This window comes from Pontibacter sp. H249 (assembly GCF_037892465.1).
GTDB lineage: Bacteria > Bacteroidota > Bacteroidia > Cytophagales > Hymenobacteraceae > Pontibacter.
The window spans coordinates 147,926-170,051 of sequence record NZ_JBBKTR010000009.1; the positions used below are offsets into that span (position 1 = coordinate 147,926).

The window sequence follows — 22,126 nt, forward strand, 5'->3', positions numbered from 1 at the left end:
ACTAACAACTGACACCTTGCAAAGCCACAACCAAACCCGTAACTTAACACCTATAAACCACCGCTATGAAACCCTCCAACGCCATACAGGAACGGGTGCAGGAATTCCTGAACAAGTATCCGCCATTTAACCTGGTAAAGCCTGAAAAGCTGCAGCAACTGGCGGCGCACGTGCGGGTTTTATTCTTGGAGCCGGAGCAGGTGCTGTTCTCGCAAGAAGATGAAGCACATTTATACTTCTATCTAGTTCGGCAGGGATCGGTCAGGCTGGAGCAGCAGGATACAAACGGCAACACAAGACTGGTTGATGTATGCGACGAAGGTGACGTATTTGGCGCGCGCGCGCTTATTGCCAAAAAGAGTTATTCCTCCACAGCCACCGCTGCAGAAGAAACGCTGGTGTATGGCGTACCGATTGCGCAGTTCGAACCCATACTTCACGAAAACCCTGAGGTGGCTTTATACTTTGCAGCCGGCTTCGCAGCAGGAGCTTCGGTACAACATGGCCGCATGCAGGAAACCAACCAGGCCCGACGCGGACTAAAGAGCCAGTTGGGTTTGCCGTTGCCTCTGCACCTCGAAGATGTATTGGCTGTGGATACCTCGCAGAGTCTCGTTACCTGCTCACCGGAAACCTCGCTGCGCCTGGCTGCCCAGATCATGAGCGACAAAGACTCCAGTTTTATGGTGGTGGTGGATGAACAGCAAAAGCCTTTAGGTATACTGACGGACACCGATATGCGCAAACGTGTAGTGGCTGGCCATGTAAGTATAGATGATACGGTAACAGCTATTATGTCGAAGCCGGTGGTAAGTATAAAACCAAACCCGCACATGGCTGAGGCGCTGATCGCGATGATACGGCACAAGATTAAACACCTCTGCATTACATCTGACGGAAGTATAAATACAGTGGTGCAGGGCGTTCTAACGGAGCATGACCTGCTGCTGGCACAGGGCAGTAACCCGGCAGTGCTGGTGCAGGAGATCCGTCAGACTAAAAATATCGAAAGCCTGCCAGTCCTGCGCGACCGTGCTGAAGAGTTGCTGCACAAATACCTGGAGCAGGAGGTAAGCATAGCCTTTGTCGCCAACATCATCACCGAAATAAACGATGCGCTTATAGTTCGGGCTTTGCAGTATGCCGAAAGTGTACTTGGCGAGCCGCCTTTGCGCTATTGCTGGCTGAGCATTGGCAGCGAAGGCCGCGAAGAACAACTGCTGCGTACCGACCAGGATAACGCTTTGGTATTTGAAGACCAGCATGCCGCCGGCGAGAAAGAGGCGCAGACATACTTCCTGAAACTGGCAACTATAGTGAACGAATTGCTGGAGAAAAGCGGCTTCGAGAAATGCCCAGCCAACATGATGGGCAGCAATTCGAAATGGTGCCAGCCGCTGCACACCTGGAAACAGTATTTCTATAGTTGGATACACGAGCCAACCGAAGAGGCTATCATGCACACATCCATTTTCTTCGATTACCGCCCCGTATACGGCGACTTTAAACTGGCCACGCAACTAACCGACTATATTTACGAGCACATACAGCAGGAACGGATCTTTCTGCCGTTCCTGGCCAAACACGCGTTGCAAACACCGCCGCCGCTCAGTTTTTTCCGGAATTTTATAGTTGAACGTGGCGGCGAGCACAAAGACCAGTTCGACATAAAACTGCGCGCCATGACACCCCTAATAGACGCTGCCCGTGTGCTGACGCTGGACAACCGCATTGCCGGAATGAACAATACCTTTAAGCGTTTCGAGAAGCTGGCGGAGTTGGAGCCCCAGAATGCCGATCTGTACCGCGAAGCAGCCATGGCCTACGAAATTATGATGCGTTACCGTGCCCTGAACGGCTTGCGTAACCACAACTCCGGCCGCTACCTGAATCCACAGGAACTGAACAAGCTGGAGCGGCAAACGCTGCGTAACACGTTTAAACCTATCAGCGATGTGCAGGAGTTGCTGCAGGTGCGTTTCCAACTTAGCTATTTAGGCTGATGCTTAATTGGCTGCAGAATCTGTTTTCGCGCCCACCGCAGGCTGCACCCGATGATCCGGAATTCTGGAAAGTATACCTGCAAAGTATAAACAGCCAACCCTCTGCCGCTACTCCAATACAGGAGGCGGTATTTGTAGTATTTGATACCGAAACCACTGGCCTCGATACCAAAACAGATAAAGTACTAAGTATAGGTGCTGTTAAAGTGCAGGGGCAGCAGGTGCTGGTGCAGGATAGTTTTGAGTGCCTGGTGCAGCAGGAGGTGGAACTGGGCAACAAGAGCTCGGAGGTGCACGGCATACTTCCCTCGCAGGTGCAGGAGCAGGGGTTAACCGAGCAGGAGGCGCTACAGGCGTTCCTGACTTCTGCCGGCAATGCCATACTGGTAGGCCACCACGTAAAGTTCGACACCGAAATGCTGAACGGCATGCTCCGACGCAGCGGCATACAAGGCAAGCTATATAACCGAAGTATAGACACCGCCCAACTGGCCCAGCGCCTCGAGCGTTTTCGCCAAAGTCCCGATAGCTTCAGCCGTTCCGACTACAGCCTCGACGCCCTCAGCCAAAAGTATAACCTGCCCACCGAAGCCCGCCACACTGCCCCCGGCGATGCCTTCACCACCGCCATACTTTTGCTGAAGCTGCTGGCCCTTGCAAAGAAGCGAGGGATAAAGACGGTAGGGGAGTTGGTGAGGTAGGGGGAATATCGATGAAATGTTGTATGCTTATTTGGTATAACCGCTGATTGGGAAAAATCAGTGTTAAAAGTATTTGATATGAAAATGAAAAGAATTGTCCTCCTTTTTGTATTTTCAACAATTGCGATGTTCGCCTTAACACCACTTGGAATGTATGGTCATCAGTATAAATTCTCGGCCGTTACCATTCTATACTTTCTCTTCACATGGTATTTTCTGTGTAAGGCAGCTAATTTACAGGAAAAAGTATGGGTAATCATCCTAATATTGCTTCCTCCGGCAGCTCTTTACCTGCCTGCACATCTGATAAATTTTGAAAATACTCAGAAGTCAATTCCAAGTTCTGCAGCACACTTTATTGGTATAAGTGCAGGCGCCTTAGTAAGTATGTCAGGCAGGCCTCTCAAAATTGGCTTAGTAACTTTAGTATTGCTCCTATGTGTTTGGACTACTTCAAAGGGTTACGATCTTTGGCTTCATAAATTGAATTTTGGAACATTCACAGGTTCTGTTTCAGAGCAGTCGCCTCATTTTTCTTTGTCGGATTCAGAAGGCAATGTTGTGACGAACAGTAACTTTAATGAAAAACTGGTCGTGATGGATTTTTGGACTACAAGCTGTGGAATATGCTTTAAGAAATTTCCTGTTTTACAGGAGAAGGTCCAAGCTTATAAAGACCATCCACAAATCGAATTTTATGCTGTGAACATACCCATACCCAGAGATACATTAGGGCAGGGGCAAAGAACAATCGAAAATTTAGGTTACTCATTTCCCAATTTTTTCGCTAGTGGGGTGGAAGTAGCAAAAGCCTTTGGAGTACAATATTATCCGACAGTACTTATACTTAAAGATGGAAAGGAAATAGTCTATAGAGGTAATATTGAGGGTATAGAAGACGAAATAGCTAGTTATTTAAATCAATAAAAGTACCTAGGCGGCATCTTTGGTACAATTTTGCACTGTGCGTTGCCTATATCAGTAATATTAAATAACCCACACCATGCCAAGAAAATCATTTACCGCAGAAGGGGCAGTAGCCGTAGGCCCGTATTCACATGCCGTGGAGGCCGGCGATCTGGTTTTCATCTCCGGGCAAACACCAATTGATGCAGCAACCGGGAAACTGGTAGAAGGCGACATAGCTACCCAAACGGAACAATGTTTTAAAAACCTATTTACTGTGCTAGCTGCTGCTGGTCTAACGCCTGATGATGTGGTGAAGGTAAATGTGTTTCTGACAGACATGGCCAATTTTGCAGCTATGAACGCTGTGTACGAAAAGCATTTTGCCGCTCCCTATCCTGCCCGAACAACTATAGGCGTGGCCTCACTACCTTTAGGCGCGCAGGTAGAACTGGAGATGATTGCCAGGAGAGGCTCATAAAGTATACCTATACTTTGCCATTTATACTTTCATCAACCATTGTCGGCATTTCCATTACAAGCAAAACTCCCGTTACCCATACTTCTCACGTAACAAACCCATATCTTTGCAGCAGCAAAAGTATAAGCTATGATCGACGAGACACATAACCCCTGGACTATCCTGTCCAGCAAAGATATTTACCAGAACCCCTGGATACGCGTGCGCGAAGACCAGGTGCTTAACCCAAAAGGCGGCGAAGGCATCTACGGCGTTGTAAGTATGAAAAACAAAGCTATTGGCATTATACCCATTGATGACGAAGGCTATACTTACCTGATTGGGCAATATCGTTATCCCCTAAACGAGTACAGCTGGGAGATACCCATGGGTGGCGGCTTGGTAGAGAACGACATCTTGGAATCTGCAAAGCGTGAGTTGCAGGAGGAAACCGGCTTTACCGCCGCAAAGTGGACCAACATCTGCAGGCTTCATACTTCCAACTCCGTTACCGATGAAGAGGGCTTTGTGTTCCTGGCGCAGGAGCTTACCGCCGGTGAAACCGCTTTTGAGGAAACCGAGGAGTTGCACATTAAGAAAGTGCCTTTTGCAGAAGCCGTACGCATGGCCATGAACAACGAGATTACCGATGCAATTAGCGTAGCCGGTATACTTAAAGCGCACATCATGCTGCAGCAGGAAGGGCAGAAGTAAATTTACAGGTTTAACCCACCCCTAACCCCTCCGAGGAGGGGAATCCTGGGCTACTGCTGTAGTCAGATTTTAGTTTCAACGTTAACGGTATTAAGCGGGCAGGTTGCAACCTGTCCCTATGAAAATATAGATACGAAAATTCGAAGCTCGGAGCTCCCAATTTTTAATGAAGGTAGCTATGAGAAAGATATCAGCCCATAGACGTGGCCTTGCAGCCCAGAAGCAAGCCAAAGCCAAAGGTGAAGCGAAAGGCAAGTAAAACTGAGGAACACAAACAACTATAAAACTTTAACTTGGTTCGGGTAGTAAGCAAAGTTACCTACAGAATAGTGGCTACCAGTAAATCAACATATCTTATCTAAACCTATACCACGCAGCAACACAGTACGTTATTGAATTATTCTGAAACTGCTTTGGTTCTTGAGGAGTTGAACAATAAGGGAATATTATTACATTTGAGTGCATGAAAGCGATTAAATACCTTTCCCAAAGACTGTATGCAACCTGGTGCTGCACCTGGTTCATAGTGCCGTTTGTAATAACATACCCGGCACAGGCCTTCCTTATCCGGAAAGAGAAGTGGTACAAGCACGTGCACGGCATCAACAGAGTATGGTCTACGGTATTTCTGCGTATGTTTATAACGCCTCTGATTGTAGAGTGGCGTATGAAGTTCAACCCGAAACAGCAGTATATTTTTACGCCCAACCATAGTTCTTACCTCGACATCCCGATGATGCTGCATTCCATCCCCGGATTTCTTAACTTTGTAGGGAAAAGCTCGCTGACGAAGGTGCCTTTGTGGGGAAAAGTATACAACAAACTGTATATCTCCGTAGACCGTAAAAGCGCTGTAAGCAGTGCTAAGAGTTACATTAAGTCGGTTAAAACACTGGAGCAGGGCCGTAACCTGGTTATTTTTCCGGAGGGCACTATTCCGCCTACAGCCGGAGAGCAGCTGTTGCCTTTTAAAGACGGACCTTTTAAACTGGCCATCGAAAAGCAGTTGCCGCTGGTGCCGGTAACCATGCCTTACAATCAGCACTTTCTGCCTGACTTGGACGGTAAGCTAAAAATAAGGTGGCATCCGCTTAAAATAGTGTTCCATGAGCCTATTGAAACAAAAGGGATGACACAAGCAGATCTGCCATTATTAAAAGAGCGGGTCTTCAATATAATACAAACAGAAGTAACGAAACATATAAAGACCGATGTCAACAGATATTCAGACTATCAGAAAATTAGCGCACTTAGCAAGGCTGGAGTTTAACGAGGAGAAAGAGCAGGAGGTATTGCAGGACCTGAACAAGATCCTGAACTGGGTGGACCAGTTACGCGAACTGGATACTGAAAATGTGGAGCCCCTGACGCACATGTCTGAAGAGATGAACGTGATGCGCGAGGATGTGGCACAAAATACCATCACGCACGAACAGGCATTGCTGAATGCCCCTAAAAAAGACTCCGATTATTTCAGGGTACCAAAAGTGCTGGAATAGTCTGCTGACTACATATGGATAAAATAAAGTTTTGGAAAGGTTGGGATGCTGATATTAAGTATCCCTATCTTTTTTTATTGCTGCTGAGTTTATTGACGCTGGCTTTGGGTGTGTTCTACTACTTTGCCGGTGAAAATCTGACCTACAGCTGGGACAAGATATCAGATCTGCAGGTAGTGCCGTTGCCGGTGCATGAGGTATCACGGCTGCTCGAGAGCTTTACCTTGTCTGCAGATGGTTACCTGCTTTTTGAGCAGTATGATGTGTCCTTGCCCGCAGTTAACACTACGGCAGCTACACTGTTCATGGGGCTTATTGCGCTATGTATTGCCTTTTATGCTGCTGCCATTAGTACTATGCAGCGCATCCCATACTTTGTGGGGATGCTCCTGCTGATGCTTTTCCTGGCTAGTTTTAATTTTGATCTTCTTTCTATTTTCGGATCAGGTGCCAGCCAAACGGCTCTTCTGTTAAGTATAGTCTTCCTGGCAATCAGCAGTTATGTTTTCCACGCTTTCCTGCCTCAAACCGGGTTCTCGTTGCGCTTGCTTACTATGCTGGGAATTGTAAGCATACTTGGCGTACTTTATTACACTGAGGCAGAATTCTCTGGAGAGTTAGTAACCCTGCATTTGGTTAACTATAGCAGTATTGGTACCCTTGTTGTTACACTGCTGTTCATGGTGTGGGTATCTTACGAAAACGTAAACGTACTGCTTTGGATAAACACACAGGCCAAAACACCGGAGCGCCGCTTTAGCATGTGGCAGTTTGTACTGGTTACTGTATTATACCTGCTTACCCTGCTGCTGCTATACCTGCGCCACATCGGGTACCTGCACGCCGACCTGGTATTTATAAATGCTTATGTTGTGCTGCTCCTGTCTACTTTTGCGGGTTTCTGGGGAATGCGCCAGCGGGAAGCATATTATAAGAAACTGTTCCTTTTTAAGCCAACAGGGGCTGTTTTATACTTGGTTTTTGCAACACTAGCCTTTGCCAGCATAGGGTATGCTTTTGCCACTGCCAACGATACTTATATCGCGCTCTTCCGCGACCTGATCGTTTACACCCACCTGGCCTTCGGTTTTGTGTTCTTTATCTACATCATGATAAACTTCGGCAGACTGATAGAGCAGCGGCTGGCAGTTTATAAGGTTGTCTACGAGCCAAAGAGTCTGTCCATATTCTCGTTTTTCATGATGGGGCTTATACTTTGCGGTATACTCATAGTACGAACTCAATATCGATCATACATATATGCAAAGGCCGGCTATTACAGTTATCTAGGCGACCTTTACACGGCATCTGGAAACGATATACTGGCGGAGCGGTTTTATGAGGAAAGTGATGTTTACGACGTAAATAACGTAAAGGCAAACTATAGTCTAGCAGGCCTGTACCGTAAAACTTACCAGCACAACAACGAAATACTTAGGCTCAAAGATGCTATCTCTAAAAGGCCAAACCCAAAGCTGTATGTGCGCCTGGCAAACCTGTACGATAGTAAACGCTATTTCTTTGAGAAGCTCTATGTGTTGCAGGAGGGAGCAAGGGCTTTCCCGGAAAGTGCTGAAATTTATAACAACCTAGCCTTGATGTACGCGCAAACCAACGTGCAGGATAGTACCGAATACTACTTTAACCTGGCGCAGCGGCACGCATCTAACGATAATTTTATTTATAGCAACAGGCTCGCTTTTTATACCCGGCAGGCCATGCTGGAGCCTGCACAGGCATTGCTTAGCGAGTCCATCAAAGGAAAGTATAAGACACTGCGCAGCAACACAGCATTGTTAAGGCAACTGCTGGGGCTCGAACCACAAGAAAAAGAAGCCTACATGCCAGACTCTCTGGATGATGTGGAAGATCTGACGCTTTTTTATAACCAGACCATCAGCAGGCTAAGTGAAGGCGACACAGGCAGAATTGAACCTATAAACCGCTACCTGGCCTCGCCGGGTAACCAACTGTTTTTAGAGGACCTGCTATACCTGAAAGGGCTGGTGCACCATTACAATGGTCGCCCGAAAGAGGGTAGAAGACTGCTTGAGAACCTGGCTTTGCAAGCAGAGGCTAAAAGCGGCTACTATAACTATGCCTTGGGGCATTGGATGCTGGAAGAAAAAAACTACAGAGCAGCAGCTTTTTACTTTAAAAAATCGAAAGATAACGGTTACCAGAATGCTTTCCTGGCACATGGGTATGCACTTGCGCTAGCTAACCAGCCGCAACAGGCCGTAGAAGCTTTGCAAGAGGTTGGCTACACCGAAAACGAGGCAGCCATAGCGGTAGCCCAAGATCTGATGGCAGTTTTGCAGCAGAGTAGCCAGGCTGTTGTTGAACAGGCTCCTGATAAAGATAAAGTACAGTACATGCTTTCTTTCCTGCCCCGGCTTACCTTGCAGGAGGTGAGCCAACTGGTGGAGGCTGTACAAGATAAAGAGCTAAATCGCCAAACCCTTGTAGCACGTGTGGATTACCTGATGGGCAGAAAGCGCTGGAAAGAAGCCTATGATGCTATACAAGATGCATCCTCGAAGTTACAACCGGAGGGCGATCTGCGTTCAGCTTTAAACCTGCAACAACTGCGCCTGTGGCTTTACACTGGAAAGTATGATGTACTGCTAGGCAAAATGGACCAGCTTTACCTGAAAGACCGTGATAAGCGACAGTACTTATACTTTAAGGCGAAAGTAGCAGAAGCCAAAGGACGTAACGAGGAAGCTGCAAGTAGGTATGAGCAGGCACTCAAAATGTTGATCTATGATGAAGAAGTGGTGTTGGCAGCGGCTAACTTCTTTAATACTCATGAGCCCAAATCAGAGAAAGCCTATAATATACTGCTGAGCGGTATTACCTATAACCCCTTTGCCGTTGAGCTTCAAAAAGCCTATGCCCTAGAAAGTACTGAACTAGGCCTTTATAGTTATGTAGACGAAGCTAAAGAGGCGCTTAAAGGCTTGCTTCCTGCCTCAGAATACACTACATTTATAGAGAAATTAGACAAAAAGCGCCAGGAGGCAGAAGCACGCGCCGACGAATGGCAACTATGAAATTAGCTGTATGAGCGTAATCATCGAAACTCACGATATCTCTAAGGTATACAGAATGGGAGCCGAAACCATTCATGCCCTTAAATCTGTATCCATCAAAATAAACAAAGGCGAGTATGTCGCCTTTATGGGGCCTTCGGGGTCTGGTAAATCCACGCTGATGAACATTATCGGCTGCCTGGATACCCCTACCGGCGGACAGTACATCCTGAACGGACAGGACGTTAGCAACATGACCGATAACGAACTGGCAGAGGTGCGTAACAAAGAGATCGGTTTTGTTTTCCAGACGTTTAACCTGTTGCCGCGCCAGTCTTCTTTAGAGAACGTAGCCCTGCCGCTAATTTATGCCGGTTACAGCAAGAGCCAGCGCGAGGAAAAAGCGCAGAAGGCACTGGAGAGTGTAGGCCTGGGCAATCGGGGCAAGCATAAACCTAACGAACTATCGGGCGGACAGCGGCAGCGTGTTGCCATTGCCCGTGCTCTTATAAACGACCCGAGTATTATACTTGCCGACGAACCAACCGGTAACCTCGACACCAAAACCTCTTACGAGATTATGGAGCTGTTCGAGAACCTGCATGCCAAAGGCAACACCATTATCATGGTAACGCACGAAGAGGATATTGCCAGGTATGCTCACCGTATTGTGCGCCTCCGCGACGGACTTATAGAGTCTGATACAATAAACGAAGATGTAGTAACAGCCTCTAGGTTTCAGGCTGAGCATTCAAACTAAATGAAAATTTATACTAAAACAGGCGACAAGGGGACAACTGCACTCATTGGCGGTACCCGTGTGTCTAAAGCCGACTTGCGCATCGAGTCTTATGGAACTATAGATGAGCTTAATTCATATATTGGCCTGGTGCGTGATCAGGATGTGAACAAAAACCGCCTTGATATTTTAAAAGAAATTCAGGACAGGCTGTTTACCATAGGTGCATTGCTAGCCACCGATCCTGAAAAATCAAGAATGAAAACCCCTGACCTGCACGAGGAGGATATAACTTTGCTGGAGCAGGAAATTGATAAATATACAGCAGAGGTGCCGCCATTGCGCGCCTTTGTGCTGCCGGGAGGGCATCAGTCGGTGTCGTTCTGCCATGTGGCCCGCTGTGTGTGCCGCCGTGCTGAGCGCCTGGCTATTAGCCTGCAGCAGGTAGCGGAGGTGGATAACCTGATCATAAAATATTTAAACAGATTATCTGACTATCTGTTTGCCCTTTGTCGTAAAATGACGCAGGAATTAGGTGTAGAAGAGATTACTTGGAAGCCTCGCGTCTGATACAAAATGGAAAAATCAAACAAACCTACTATGTCTTTAGATATGTTAACGATACCAGCCGAATGCGTAACAGAATCGCGTATTTCGGAACTGGACTACAACAACATTGAGTTCGGGAAAATATTCTCTGACCACATGCTGGTGGTGGATTACAAAGACGGAGCTTGGCAAACCCCGCAAATCATGCCTTACGGCAACATGTCATTAAGTCCGGCTACCTCTGCGCTGCACTACGGACAAGCTATTTTTGAGGGAATGAAAGCCTACAGATCAGCAGACGGAGATATTTTACTTTACAGACCGCTGGACAATTTTAAGCGCCTGAATATATCTGCTGAGCGTATGTGCATGCCGGCTTTGCCGGAGGATATTTTTATGCAGGGGCTAGAGCAACTGCTTAAGCTTGATGCTGCGTGGGTGCCGCCAACAGCAGGCTGCGCGCTTTACATCCGTCCGTATATGTTCGCTACCGACGATTTTATCGGGGTGCGTCCGTCTTCAAGCTACAGATTTGTGATTTTTTCGTGCCCTGTGGGCGCTTATTATGGTCAGCCGCTAAAGGTAGCCATTGAGCCGCATTTTGTGCGTTCGGCAGAGGGTGGTGCCGGTTATGCTAAGGCAGCTGGTAATTATGGCGCTGCTTTGTATCCGGCTAAAAAAATGCAGGAGCGAGGTTATCATCAGCTAATCTGGACAGACGCGAAAGAACATAAGTATATTGAAGAGTCTGGCACCATGAACCTGATGTTTGTGATTGATGGTAAGTTGATTTCGCCTCCGGTAAGCACTACCATACTAAGTGGCATAACCAGAGACAGTGTACTGCAACTGGCCCGCGACTTTGGTTATACTGTAGAGGAGCGTAAAATATCAGTAGATGAAATTGTAGAAGCGCATAAAACAGGCAAGCTGCAAGAGGCTTTCGGTACCGGTACTGCCGCTACTATTGCCCAGATCGCCATCATTCACTACAATGGCACCGACATGGAACTGCCTGCTATTGAAGGTCGTGAGATATCGAATAAAGTTGCCACTGAGTTGGATAAAATTAAAACCGGAGAGACACCAGACCCACACAGCTGGGTGTACCGAATCAGCCTATAAAGTATAAAGTATATTACAAAATGCTGGAGTATAAGCCTGTAGTTTATATTTCAGCATTTTGTCGTTTAAATAAAAGTATAACGCATAGCTAATGACAACAGAGCAAGTAAAAGAGTTGAAGGCCAGAGTAGAGGCCTTGAGGAGGTACCTTTGACTACGATAATAAGAAAGAGCAGGTAGCCGAAACTGAAGTACGCACAACCGCGCCTGATTTTTGGGATGAGCCCAAAGAAGCCGAAAAAGTACTGAAAGAGATCAAAAGTGTAAAAGTATGGACAGATCACTACGATGAAGTAGAGAAAGCTGTTTCTGACTTCGAGGTGCTGTTTGATTTTTACAAAGAAGGCGATGTATCGGAAGAGGACATACAGGTAGAGTATAAAAAAGCAGTTGGAGCTGTAGAAGGCCTTGAGTTTAAGCGTATGCTAAGCGGCGAGGAAGACCAACTAAGCGCGATACTGGAGATTAACCCGGGAGCCGGTGGCACCGAAAGCCAGGACTGGGCCGAGATGCTGATGCGTATGTACATTATGTGGGCAGAGTCGCATAACTTTGGGGTGAAGCAGATTAACTATAATGCCGGTGAAGGTGCAGGTATAAAATCTGCCACACTGGAAATTACAGGTGATTTTGCTTATGGCTACCTTAAATCTGAGATTGGAGTGCATCGCCTGGTACGCATCTCACCGTTTGATTCCGGAGGCCGCCGCCATACTTCGTTTGCCTCGGTTTTTGCCTACCCCGTAGTAGACGATACCATCAACATTGAGGTAAACCCTAGTGATATTGAGTGGGATACGTACCGTGCCGGAGGTGCAGGTGGCCAGAACGTGAACAAAGTAGAAACTGCCGTTCGCTTGAAACACAAGCCAACAGGTATAGTGATAGAATGCCAGATTGAGCGTTCGCAGCTAATGAACAAGGAGCATGCTATACGTATGCTAAAGTCGCGACTTTACCAGATAGAAATGGAGAAGCGCAACGAAGAGCGTGACAGGATAGAAAGCACCAAAAAACGCATCGACTTTGGCTCTCAGATCCGTAATTACGTGTTGCATCCCTACAAGCTTGTAAAAGATATCCGTACAGGTGTAGAACGCTCTGATGTACAGAATGTGCTGGACGGTGACCTGGATGAGTATATAAAAGCCTTCTTGATGCAGGCGTAAGTTTACCTAAAGTATAAAAGAAAAGGAGGCGCCTATCTTAGGCGCCTCCTTTTCTTTTATACTTTAGGTAAGGATTAACCTGTAACTACTACCCTCACTTCCATGGCACGGTGTACTGAGCCATCTGATAAAGTTACTCTGAAGAACATTCTAATAACATCATTAACCTGCAGAGGGCCTAAAGCATCATCAGTAATAGCGGCTGGCAAATCAGCTGCCGGAATAGTAAAAGTAACTGTTTGGCCAGGGCCTATGGGTTGATCTACAGCAATATTAGGTGCTGTATTTCTGTTAATTACTGCATTGGGTGCACGTGCATCAACAGCTGCCTGTGTTGTACCGGTTGGTAAGGTCGGACTGATGTTAGGAGCAGTAGCAGCACCATTGCGAAACCGTTGAGCGGCTACTGAAACTGCAGTAATCTGTTTCCCTTGCGGTACTTGTACATCGACTGAAATTGTGCCCGTCGAAACTGAGTTCTGAAATATTATAAAAGCATTTTCGTCTAGTTGTGGAAAACCATTAGCTCCAACTGATTGTGGAAATGTGACTGCTGCCTCAGGAACCGGATCAACATTTAATAATCCGTCAAATTCATCATCCTGGCAACTTGATGCCACAAAACTTATTAGAAGCAGTATGGCACAGTTTAAAAGTATATTTTTAAGTTTCATAATTAAAGTCTTTAGAAGTTATACTATTGAGGCATCCACCAAACCGGCACAAGCAATCCTGAAGGGTAATCCTGTAGCGGCACATTCTCCGAATTAGATTGAATTTCAGAAAGAGCATAGGGCCATCTGAATGGTATGTTCGTAACACCTGCCTGTGCATTCTGAGCGAGAGCCAAATTAGGAAACCCTGTACGACGATAATCATTGTATGCTTCATAGGCATTACCTACACTTGATGCCCATTTATCCCTAATCAGAATGTTTAACTTTCCTTGTGTAGATGATGCAGCATTAAATGCGGCTACCCGTCTGTCAATATAAGCAGCTGCGTTTGCCTCAAAGTTAGCGGGTAAGCTGGCACCACTCACAAATGAGATGATATCAGCAAACTGAGCTTCTAATGCTGCCCTGAAGTATTCAGAAGCATCTCCTGTGGTTCCAAGAGTTAAAGCGGCTTCTGCTAACCAGAAATTAACAGTACTAGCGGTGATGAGACGTATTGGAGCTCCACCGGCATTTGATATAGTGCCATTTGCTAGTTGATTACCATTACCCACAACATATACACCCCAACGAGAACGGTTAGGACTAATAAAGTTGATAGCTGTGTGCACACCGTTATCATAAGTAATAAAATTGCCACCCGTCCTAGTAAAGAAAACTGGTAATCTTGGATCATTCAGTACACTAAGCGAATCATAAAAACGCTGACTCAGAATCATGTCGTTAGCACGCGTTAAATGATTGTATTGATAGATAGGATTAAAAGAACCGGAGGATGCGAAGAAATTAACATTGAAGTTCTGGCTATTATTGCTAATAAGGTTATTATTAGCAATAAGTTGATTTATACCTTCAGTAGAACCAGGGTTTTCTAGTCTGCTCTGCAAATATAATTTCAACTTAATTGAGTTAGCTGCTCTTCTCCAGTTATCAAGATTTCCACCGTACATTTGATCGCCTTGCGATGGAGCTACTATTGTTTCTCTATCTAAATCAGCAAGGCCTTCATCAAGTAAGGTTATGAGTCTAGCATAAATAGCTTCCTGCGAGTCGTATACAGGTTTTTCTGCCTCATCAAAGTTCAGTGATTGGCTAAACGGTACATCACCCCAAATATCAGTGGTTAATGCCCACACATATACCTGCAGTATCTGCGCCATACCAGCATATTGAAAGTTGCCTTCCTCTCTGCCTTGCACAATTATCTGCTGCAGATCGTCTAAGACAGTAGCATAAAGTGCATTCCATTCATTATTGAAGTCTCCAGGTGACACGTTGTAACGGTCATATGGATCGGTTTGTGTACCAGTACCAGCCATTTGCTGAACCCAGAGGGAACTTACAATCTGAACAGTATTTCCTAATAAGAAACCTGTGCCTACCTGTGCTCCCGGTAAAAGACTCTGAACAGAGGCACTAAGTGGGTTATTAGGTGTCTCGTTCACATCCAAATAATCGTCGCAGGCGCTGATGGCGAAGAACGAGAGCGTTAGTATAGCCGTTTTATATATATTTATCTTTTTCATGATCTTATTTCATAATGTTTAGAAGGTGAAACGCAGGTTTACTCCATAGTTTCGAACTGCAGGAGGAGAGTTAAATTCGAAACCGCGTGTGTTACCTCCTAACTGGTTTGACTCGGGGTCTGCGTGCGGCAAATTAGGTGCATAGAAGAAAAGGTTGCGACCAGTTAAAGAGATAGATGCGCTGCCAAAAGGTGTTCTCTCTAAAATTGAAGCAGGCAATGCATATGCTAGCGTAACTTCCCTAATTCTAAATACTGAGGCATCGAAAACAGCAAATTCATTAGCGTTCTGGAGAGCCGTCCAGTACTCTTGTGCAGAGATTTGAATATTATTTGGAACATTACTTGGTGTGCCGTCAGCGTTAGCTAGAACTCCCTCAAACATATAAGGCCGTTCTCTATCAGTTTGTTCTTCCAAAACACCTCTTAAGCGAGCAATTTGAGTTTGTCTAGAGTAGAAGTCTCCTCCATGTACATATTGCAATAAGACATCTAATGTTAAACCTTTGAAGCCAAAAGTATTTGAAAGGCTGCCCCACCAGTCAGCATTTGGGTCTGCAATGATCTGAGGGTTCTGGTCTACAACTGGCACGCCTGTGCTAGGGTTTATTACAAAACGGCCTTGGTCATCTCTTCTAAAAGCTGATGATTGAATTATACCGAATGGCTCGCCAGGTATAAGTAATGGACTTAAACCTGTAAAGGCACCACCACCTGCACCAGTTAAAAGTGTGAACTGATCTAAACCAGGAGCCAGTGACTTAACTTCAGATTGTATATCTGTAAAGTTGGCATTTATGTCCCATCGGAAGCCATCCGTAATGTTTACAGGAGTAACTGTAGCAGATATTTCCCAACCCCTGTTATCAATGCGGCCAGCATTTTGAGTAACGGTTGTGAAACCTGTTGAGCCAGGTACAGAAACGTTAAATATCTGATCAGTAGTTTTGTTAAAGAAGTAGTTAACATCCAGTGATGCTACGCCATCAAATAAAGTAAACTCAGCACCAGTTTCATAAGAGGTAGTAAATTCTGGGCTAAGTAATAAGTTACCTCTTCGGTTACCCCTTGTTAACGCTGCTATTGTTCCATTGAACGGAAAAGAGATACCTGCAACGTTGTTACCAAAGGTCTGATTTACAAATACAGTTCTTGTAAGGTACACAGGAGCATCGTTCCCCACACGTGCATAGCTTGCTCTAAGTTTACCATAGCTCAGAACATTGTTTGCGATGCCTAACGCATCAGTAAATACAAAACCCAAACTAACTGCTGGATAGAAGAAGCTATTTCTGTCAGGTTCAAGCGTAGAAGACCAGTCATTTCGCGCTTGAAACTCAGCAAAAAGCCAATTTTTATAAGACAAGCCTAACTGACCGTATAGACCTACTAATCTACGTTGTGTTTCGGTATTAGTAGTGAAAATATTAGTGTTAGTATGATTAATCAGGTTATAGAATTCTGGGGTTATAAGATCTTCTGCTCTTATGTTTCGGTTATCAGTATTAATAGTATTAATTTGGTTACCTAACATAAATCGAAAGCCTATATCCTCTGTTATATCTTTTTGGTATACACCAAAGATATCTTGGTTGAACTGCCTGTAGAAGATATCGTCATAAATTTGAGAGCCTCGTCTGTTAGTGGCTGTGTTACCATTAGAGTTGATGGAGCCAAAAGCAACAGCCTCTAAACGCCTGTCTGAATATTGATCCAAACCAACCCGGTAAGTAAATGTTAAGTCTTCTAAGAACCCTGGAGTCCAGTTTAATGTGGCACTTGTGATTGTTCTGTTTACTTCACTGTTAAAAAAGTTCTCATTAACACTCCATAGCGGGTTATCACGGTTAAGCTGTGTAAACAGTGTTGGGGCCTGTACACCAGGTGATAATTTAAAAGGTACATTATTAATATTAAAGCTTCTAGGTATGAACGGTAGCGTGAACCAAGGGCTTGCTCCTGAGTTACCTTGAAGTGATCCTTCCTGTTGAGTATTTGTGTAAAGTATAGATGCATCAAGAGAAAGGCCATACGAGAGTTCAGCGGTACCGGCAGCTCTTAATGAAATACGATCAAGCTCACTATTAGGAATGATGCCCTGTTGATTTGTGCTGTTTGCGCTAAATATATAACGTATTTTTTCGCCTGCTCCAGATAGTTGGAGACCGTTATCTAGTATTTTACCAGTATCAAAGAAGTCTTCAACATTATCTTCGTATGCTCTATACTCAAGCGTCTCTAAGGGATTCCCTGGCACGTTTGGAACGGTTGTTATACCTGGAGTTCCGAAACGAGGTCCCCAACTATCGGTCACGTTAGGACTGTAGCGAAAATTACTGCCCGCACCATATTCATTTTGGTATTCTGGTAAACCATATACATCCTGTAAATTGAATGATGAAGTAACAGTTACTTCAAAACCTTTATTTGCATCACCTGCTCTCCCTTTTTTAGTAGTGATGAGAATAGCGCCGTTAGCAGCTCTAGAACCATACAGAGCGGCGGCAGCCGGGCCTTTAAGCACTGTCATGGATTCAATATCGTTCGGGTTGATATCCAGACCACGGTTGGAGTATGCTGCACCACCCACTGTAGGAGCGGAGGTATAGTTGGTAGAGTTATCAATTGGGATGCCATCTACCACGAACAGCGGCTGGTTGTTACCTGTTGCGGAAGAAATACCACGAATAAAAACTTGAGTTCCCGCACCAGGTAAGCCGCTTGATGAGATAATTTCGACACCGGCAACTTTACCCTGTAAGGCATTCACTACATTTGGTTCCGATTTTTGAGCTAGCTGTTCTCCACCCACATCCTGCACAGCATAGGCAATTTCCCTTTTCTGTCGCTCTATACCTACAGCCGTTACCACAACTTCTTCCAGTTGCTTGGCATCCACGCTCATGGTTACGCTGATAGTGTTTGCATTACCTATAGCACGCTCAATGGTGTTATAGCCAATAAATCTGAATACTAGTGTATTGCCAGTGGCGGGTACATTAATTGAGTAATCTCCATTGGCACCTGTAGTAGTGCCCACCGTAGTTCCTTTTACCAGTACAGCAACCCCTGGTAGCCCCTGGCCTGTTTCCTGGTCAGTAACCGTACCGGTTACTGTTCTGCCTTGCGCCATTACCTGCTGTTGAAGCAAGGTAAACACCAGCACAAAACTCAATAGTAGTAGTCTTTTCATTGGTTAATTGAATTTTGGTTAATAAAATAAGCATGGTAATTCTGTTGTGGTTTGGATGATGTTATTACAGAAGGGTGCGTCAGGTAACACTGCTCAGGAGCAGCAAATCGGCTGGCTCAGTAATGGCCATACAGAAGGGTGAATTAGAAAGAGTTCTTATTATGATATCATATCACAATAAAAAATAGTGCAAAAATGCAATACGCTTAAGTAGTATACGATAAAAATAGGCTGCTGTTGATACAGGCTGTGCAATTGTAAGAGAGTATTTTTTCAGAAATTGTATTATTGATACTCAGTGTAGGGTGTGTTGGAAACGATATTGTAGGAAACGAATATTTCTAAACATTACATTTTAATGGTGAAACATTGATTTAGTAGATATAATATACCTGTTCATCTATAAAATATATTTTTCTAAAGAGTTGTATTTATCATAAAACCTAAATATTATTGGCAGCTGAATAGGAGTATATAAGCTGGTTGAACAGCAGTTGAGTTGAATTATTTGCATCCTATTCCCTTTCTCTTTTAAGTTTTCGCTGCTTTGTCTGTTGTATAGCAGGGCAGTAAATAATATTACCTTACCAATTTTAAGATTCCCTTTAACTGCATTATGCTCGGCAATAGCATAATGGGTAGTTGCTTATTGCCAAATTTTACAAACACTTTCACTAACCTAGTTTTTACTATTTATTCACCTTAATTCAAACACTTAAATGAGAAAACTATTACTCATGAGTTTTGTTTTGATGCTCACCCTGCTGAATGAGGCAGTTGCTCAAAGCAAAACTGTGTCTGGTACGGTAACGGACCAAGCAACAGCACAAGGACTGCCAGGTGTAGCAGTCATTGTAAAAGGAACCTCGGTGGGTACAACCACTGCTGGGGATGGATCCTATACTATTAACGTGCCTGCTAATGGCACTACGTTAGAGTTTCGTTTTATAGGTTACACTACTGTAGAGCGTACTATAGGTAATGCTGCTACTATTAATGTGGCTTTAAACACCGACACTAAACTTTTAAATGAAGTAGTTGTAACTGCTCTTGGTATCCAAAGAGATAAAAAGGAGTTGGGTTACTCGGTTGGAACTGTTAAGGCCGAAGAACTTACAGTAGGTCGTCCTACAAACGTGGTTAACGCTCTTTCTGGTAAAGTAGCAGGTGTAAGAGTATCCAGCGCCAGCGGTATGGTGGGCTCTTCTTCGGGTGTATTTATCCGTGGTAACACTACCTTTACTGGCAGTAACCAGCCTCTTTTCGTTGTTGACGGTGTTCCGATCGATAACGGTGGTGGTGGTAACGCACTTCAGACTGGTGTATCTAACTCTAACCGTGCTATCGACCTTAACCAAGATGATATTGAGTCTGTTAACATCCTAAAAGGACCAGCAGCAGCAGCTCTTTACGGTTCCCGTGCAGCCTCTGGTGCGATTATCATCACTACTAAAAAAGGTGCAGCCGGACAGAAAAACAGAGTTGAGTTTAACTCTTCTTATAACGCTGTAGAAGTAAACAGATTCCCGGACTGGCAGAATGAGTATGCTCAGGGTACAGGCGGCAACTTTATTGCGACAAGCAATATGTCATGGGGCCCGCGTATCGCCGGACAAACTGTAACAAACTTCAGAGGTGAGCAGGAGCAATTAGCTGCTTATCCTGATAACATCAAGGATATTTTTAAAACAGGTAGCAACTTGCAGAATACTGTTAGCTTAAGCGGCAGCGGAACAGGTACAACTTACCGTTTATCTTATGGTAACACTGCTGAGAGAGGTATTCTTGAAAACAATGAGTTAAACAGAAATAACATCACTTTCAACGGTACTGCTGATATTACTTCTAAATTAACATCAGGTATCGGCTTACAGTACATTAACTCTAACTCTAAGCGTACGCAGGTTGGTAATCAGTTATCAAACCCATTCTTCAGAGGCTGGTTTATTCCTCGTAACATCAACCTTTCTGGTATTCCTTACGAGGATGCTTCTGGCAATCAGATCTATTTCGATGCAGTGGACAACCCTTACTGGACCATTGCTAACAACACATATGATGACGAAGTGAACCGCATTATCGGTAACGTAAACCTGAAGTATGAAATACTACCTTGGTTAAACGCAAACTACCGTTTAGGTGTGGATACTTATAATTTCGTTGCAAAGGGTTACGACCAGATCGGTGCCAGAGGTCAGGCAAACGTAGCAGCTGGTGGTACTGGCGGTATTTATGACCAGAGCTTCTTGTCAAGAGATATTAACTCTAACTTTATTTTATCTGGCCGTCAGAAGTTCGGTTCTGATATTGACTTCAGCTTTAACATTGGTAACGAGATTGTTCATACTTCTAGTAAAAACGTAACAGCTACAGGTAAAACGCTTGGTATCAGAGATCTGAAGAATATTTCTAACGCCTCAGTAGTAACTGCATCAGCAAACAGCAGCATGCAGCGCCTGGTAGGTATTTTTGCTGATGCGACAATTGGCTATAAAGGCTTTGTAACATTAAACGTTACTGGTAGAAATGACTACTCTTCTACCTTCGGTGAAGAAGAAAACTCATACTTCTATCCATCAGTAGCATTAAGCTTTATCCCAACAGAGGCGTTCCCTGTACTTAAGAACGATGTAGTTGAGTTCATGAAGATCAAGGGTAACTATGCTAAAGTAGGTAAAGAAGCCCCGGCTTTCTCAACAAACACATACTTTGTACAAGCTGGCGCAACTGATGGTTTCGGTCCTTCAATTGTTTTCCCTTATAACAGCTTGGGTGGCAGAACATTGAGCAACGCTGCCGGTGATCCTAACCTAAGACCAGAATTCACTACATCTAAAGAAGTTGGTCTGGAGATGCAGTTCTTTAAGAATCGCATCGGGTTTGAGGCAAACCTTTACGAAACTGAATCAAAAGACCTGATCTTCAGCGTTCCAATCTCTAGCTCATCTGGTTTCACTAGCCAAACTAAAAATGCTGGTTCATTAAGAAACAGAGGCGTTGAATTCTTGTTAAATGCAAATCCTATCAAGTCAAATGGCTTCTCGTGGGATATCAGCTTTAACTTTAACAGAAACAGATCTGAAGTTCTAGAGCTTGCTGATGGTGTGCCAAATATTATCCTGGCAGGCTTTACTACTCCAAACATTCGTCTGGAGGCAGGTCAGCCATACGGTGTAATGTACGGCTCTGTGTTTAAGCGCAATGATAAAGGCGAATTGCTGATCAACACGAATGGCTTGCCAACTGTTGATGCAGTATCTGCTAAAATAGGCGACACTAACCCTGACTGGACTGGTGGTATCACAAATAACCTGAACTACAAAGGTGTTAACCTAAACTTCCTGATTGATATCAGAAAAGGCGGCGATGTTTACTCTCGTAACCTAGGTGACCTAATCAGAAGTGGTTCTGTGAAGGAGACAGCTGAGTTTGACCGCTTTAACGCAGACGGTACAGTAGCTAAGCCTTATGTATTTGAGGGCATAATGGCAGATGGTTCTAAAAACACAACTGGTGTGAGCGCGGAGCAGTACTTTACTACCCTGCACACTGCCGGCGAGAGCTATGTATATGATGCAACCTGGATCAGACTAAGAGAGGCTTCTATCAGCTATGCGCTGCCACAAAGCCTACTGCAGAAAACTCCATTTGGCAGACTTGAGATCGGCTTAAACGGTAGAAACCTGCTGATGAAAGCACCTAACTTCCCTCACCTTGACCCAGAAAACAACACGCTGGGTGTGAGCAACGCACAGGGCTTCGAGTTTAACGGTCTGCCTCAGACAAGATCTTATGGTGCATTCCTGAGAGTTACACTTTAGTACTTTAAAA

Annotated in this window: 16 protein-coding genes; 13 read left to right on the forward strand and 3 right to left on the reverse strand. The window is 44.8% G+C overall.

Annotation, left to right across the window (positions count from 1 at the left end; all coding sequences use genetic code 11):
* Positions 1 to 65 precede the first annotated feature (65 nt).
* The 12 genes from WG943_RS12800 (at position 66) to prfB (ending at position 12,900) form a co-directional block, all read left to right on the forward strand.
* Entirely contained in the window at positions 66 to 2,003 is a 1,938-nt protein-coding gene (locus WG943_RS12800; protein ID WP_340409547.1) for a DUF294 nucleotidyltransferase-like domain-containing protein, read from the forward strand.
* On the forward strand, positions 2,003 to 2,704 hold the full coding sequence (locus tag WG943_RS12805) for a 3'-5' exonuclease (RefSeq protein WP_340409549.1): 702 nt from the start codon (positions 2,003 to 2,005) through the stop codon (positions 2,702 to 2,704). Before WG943_RS12800 ends, WG943_RS12805 begins: the two co-directional genes overlap by 1 nt.
* Before the next feature lie 78 nt (positions 2,705 to 2,782).
* Entirely contained in the window at positions 2,783 to 3,631 is an 849-nt protein-coding gene (locus WG943_RS12810; RefSeq protein ID WP_340409550.1) for a TlpA family protein disulfide reductase, read from the forward strand.
* A gap of 76 nt (positions 3,632 to 3,707) precedes the next feature.
* A complete protein-coding gene (locus WG943_RS12815; RefSeq protein WP_340409551.1) occupies positions 3,708 to 4,091 on the forward strand; it encodes a RidA family protein in 384 nt (127 codons plus the stop codon).
* 129 nt (positions 4,092 to 4,220) lie between these two features.
* Entirely contained in the window at positions 4,221 to 4,784 is a 564-nt protein-coding gene (locus WG943_RS12820) for an NUDIX hydrolase (protein WP_340409552.1), read from the forward strand.
* Between the two features lie 463 nt (positions 4,785 to 5,247).
* Complete coding sequence (locus tag WG943_RS12825) at positions 5,248 to 6,054, forward strand: lysophospholipid acyltransferase family protein (RefSeq protein WP_340409554.1); 807 nt, start codon at positions 5,248 to 5,250, stop codon at positions 6,052 to 6,054.
* On the forward strand, positions 5,996 to 6,283 hold the full coding sequence (gene gatC / locus WG943_RS12830) for an Asp-tRNA(Asn)/Glu-tRNA(Gln) amidotransferase subunit GatC (protein WP_340409555.1): 288 nt from the start codon (positions 5,996 to 5,998) through the stop codon (positions 6,281 to 6,283). Before WG943_RS12825 ends, gatC begins: the two co-directional genes overlap by 59 nt.
* Before the next feature lie 14 nt (positions 6,284 to 6,297).
* Positions 6,298 to 9,339 (forward strand): tetratricopeptide repeat protein, encoded by a 3,042-nt coding sequence (locus WG943_RS12835; protein ID WP_340409556.1) that lies wholly within the window; start codon positions 6,298 to 6,300, stop codon positions 9,337 to 9,339.
* A 10-nt stretch (positions 9,340 to 9,349) separates the two neighbouring features.
* Positions 9,350 to 10,078 (forward strand): ABC transporter ATP-binding protein, encoded by a 729-nt coding sequence (locus tag WG943_RS12840; RefSeq protein ID WP_340409558.1) that lies wholly within the window; start codon positions 9,350 to 9,352, stop codon positions 10,076 to 10,078.
* Positions 10,079 to 10,627, forward strand: coding sequence for a cob(I)yrinic acid a,c-diamide adenosyltransferase (locus WG943_RS12845; RefSeq protein ID WP_340409559.1), 549 nt, complete (start codon positions 10,079 to 10,081; stop codon positions 10,625 to 10,627).
* A gap of 30 nt (positions 10,628 to 10,657) precedes the next feature.
* Positions 10,658 to 11,731, forward strand: coding sequence for a branched-chain amino acid aminotransferase (locus tag WG943_RS12850; protein WP_340409580.1), 1,074 nt, complete (start codon positions 10,658 to 10,660; stop codon positions 11,729 to 11,731).
* 91 nt (positions 11,732 to 11,822) lie between these two features.
* Positions 11,823 to 12,900 (forward strand): peptide chain release factor 2 gene (gene prfB, locus WG943_RS12855; RefSeq protein WP_340409560.1). Its coding sequence is split into 2 segments (ribosomal slippage): positions 11,823 to 11,882 and positions 11,884 to 12,900, totalling 1,077 coding nucleotides; the frame shifts between segments, so codons are not numbered across the junction.
* 74 nt (positions 12,901 to 12,974) lie between these two features.
* On the opposite strand, the gene WG943_RS12860 is transcribed toward prfB, so the two are convergent.
* The 3 genes from WG943_RS12860 to WG943_RS12870 are packed head-to-tail and all read right to left on the reverse strand — an operon-like array spanning position 12,975 to position 18,295.
* Complete coding sequence (locus WG943_RS12860; protein ID WP_340409561.1) at positions 12,975 to 13,574, reverse strand: hypothetical protein; 600 nt, start codon at positions 13,572 to 13,574, stop codon at positions 12,975 to 12,977.
* A 23-nt stretch (positions 13,575 to 13,597) separates the two neighbouring features.
* Entirely contained in the window at positions 13,598 to 15,103 is a 1,506-nt protein-coding gene (locus tag WG943_RS12865; protein ID WP_340409563.1) for a SusD/RagB family nutrient-binding outer membrane lipoprotein, read from the reverse strand.
* 18 nt (positions 15,104 to 15,121) lie between these two features.
* Positions 15,122 to 18,295: a SusC/RagA family TonB-linked outer membrane protein gene (locus tag WG943_RS12870; RefSeq protein WP_340409565.1), complete on the reverse strand. Its 3,174-nt coding sequence runs from the start codon at positions 18,293 to 18,295 to the stop codon at positions 15,122 to 15,124.
* 719 nt (positions 18,296 to 19,014) lie between these two features.
* Between WG943_RS12870 and WG943_RS12875 the strand changes: the two genes are divergently transcribed.
* On the forward strand, positions 19,015 to 22,116 hold the full coding sequence (locus WG943_RS12875) for a SusC/RagA family TonB-linked outer membrane protein (RefSeq protein WP_340409567.1): 3,102 nt from the start codon (positions 19,015 to 19,017) through the stop codon (positions 22,114 to 22,116).
* Positions 22,117 to 22,126 lie beyond the last annotated feature (10 nt).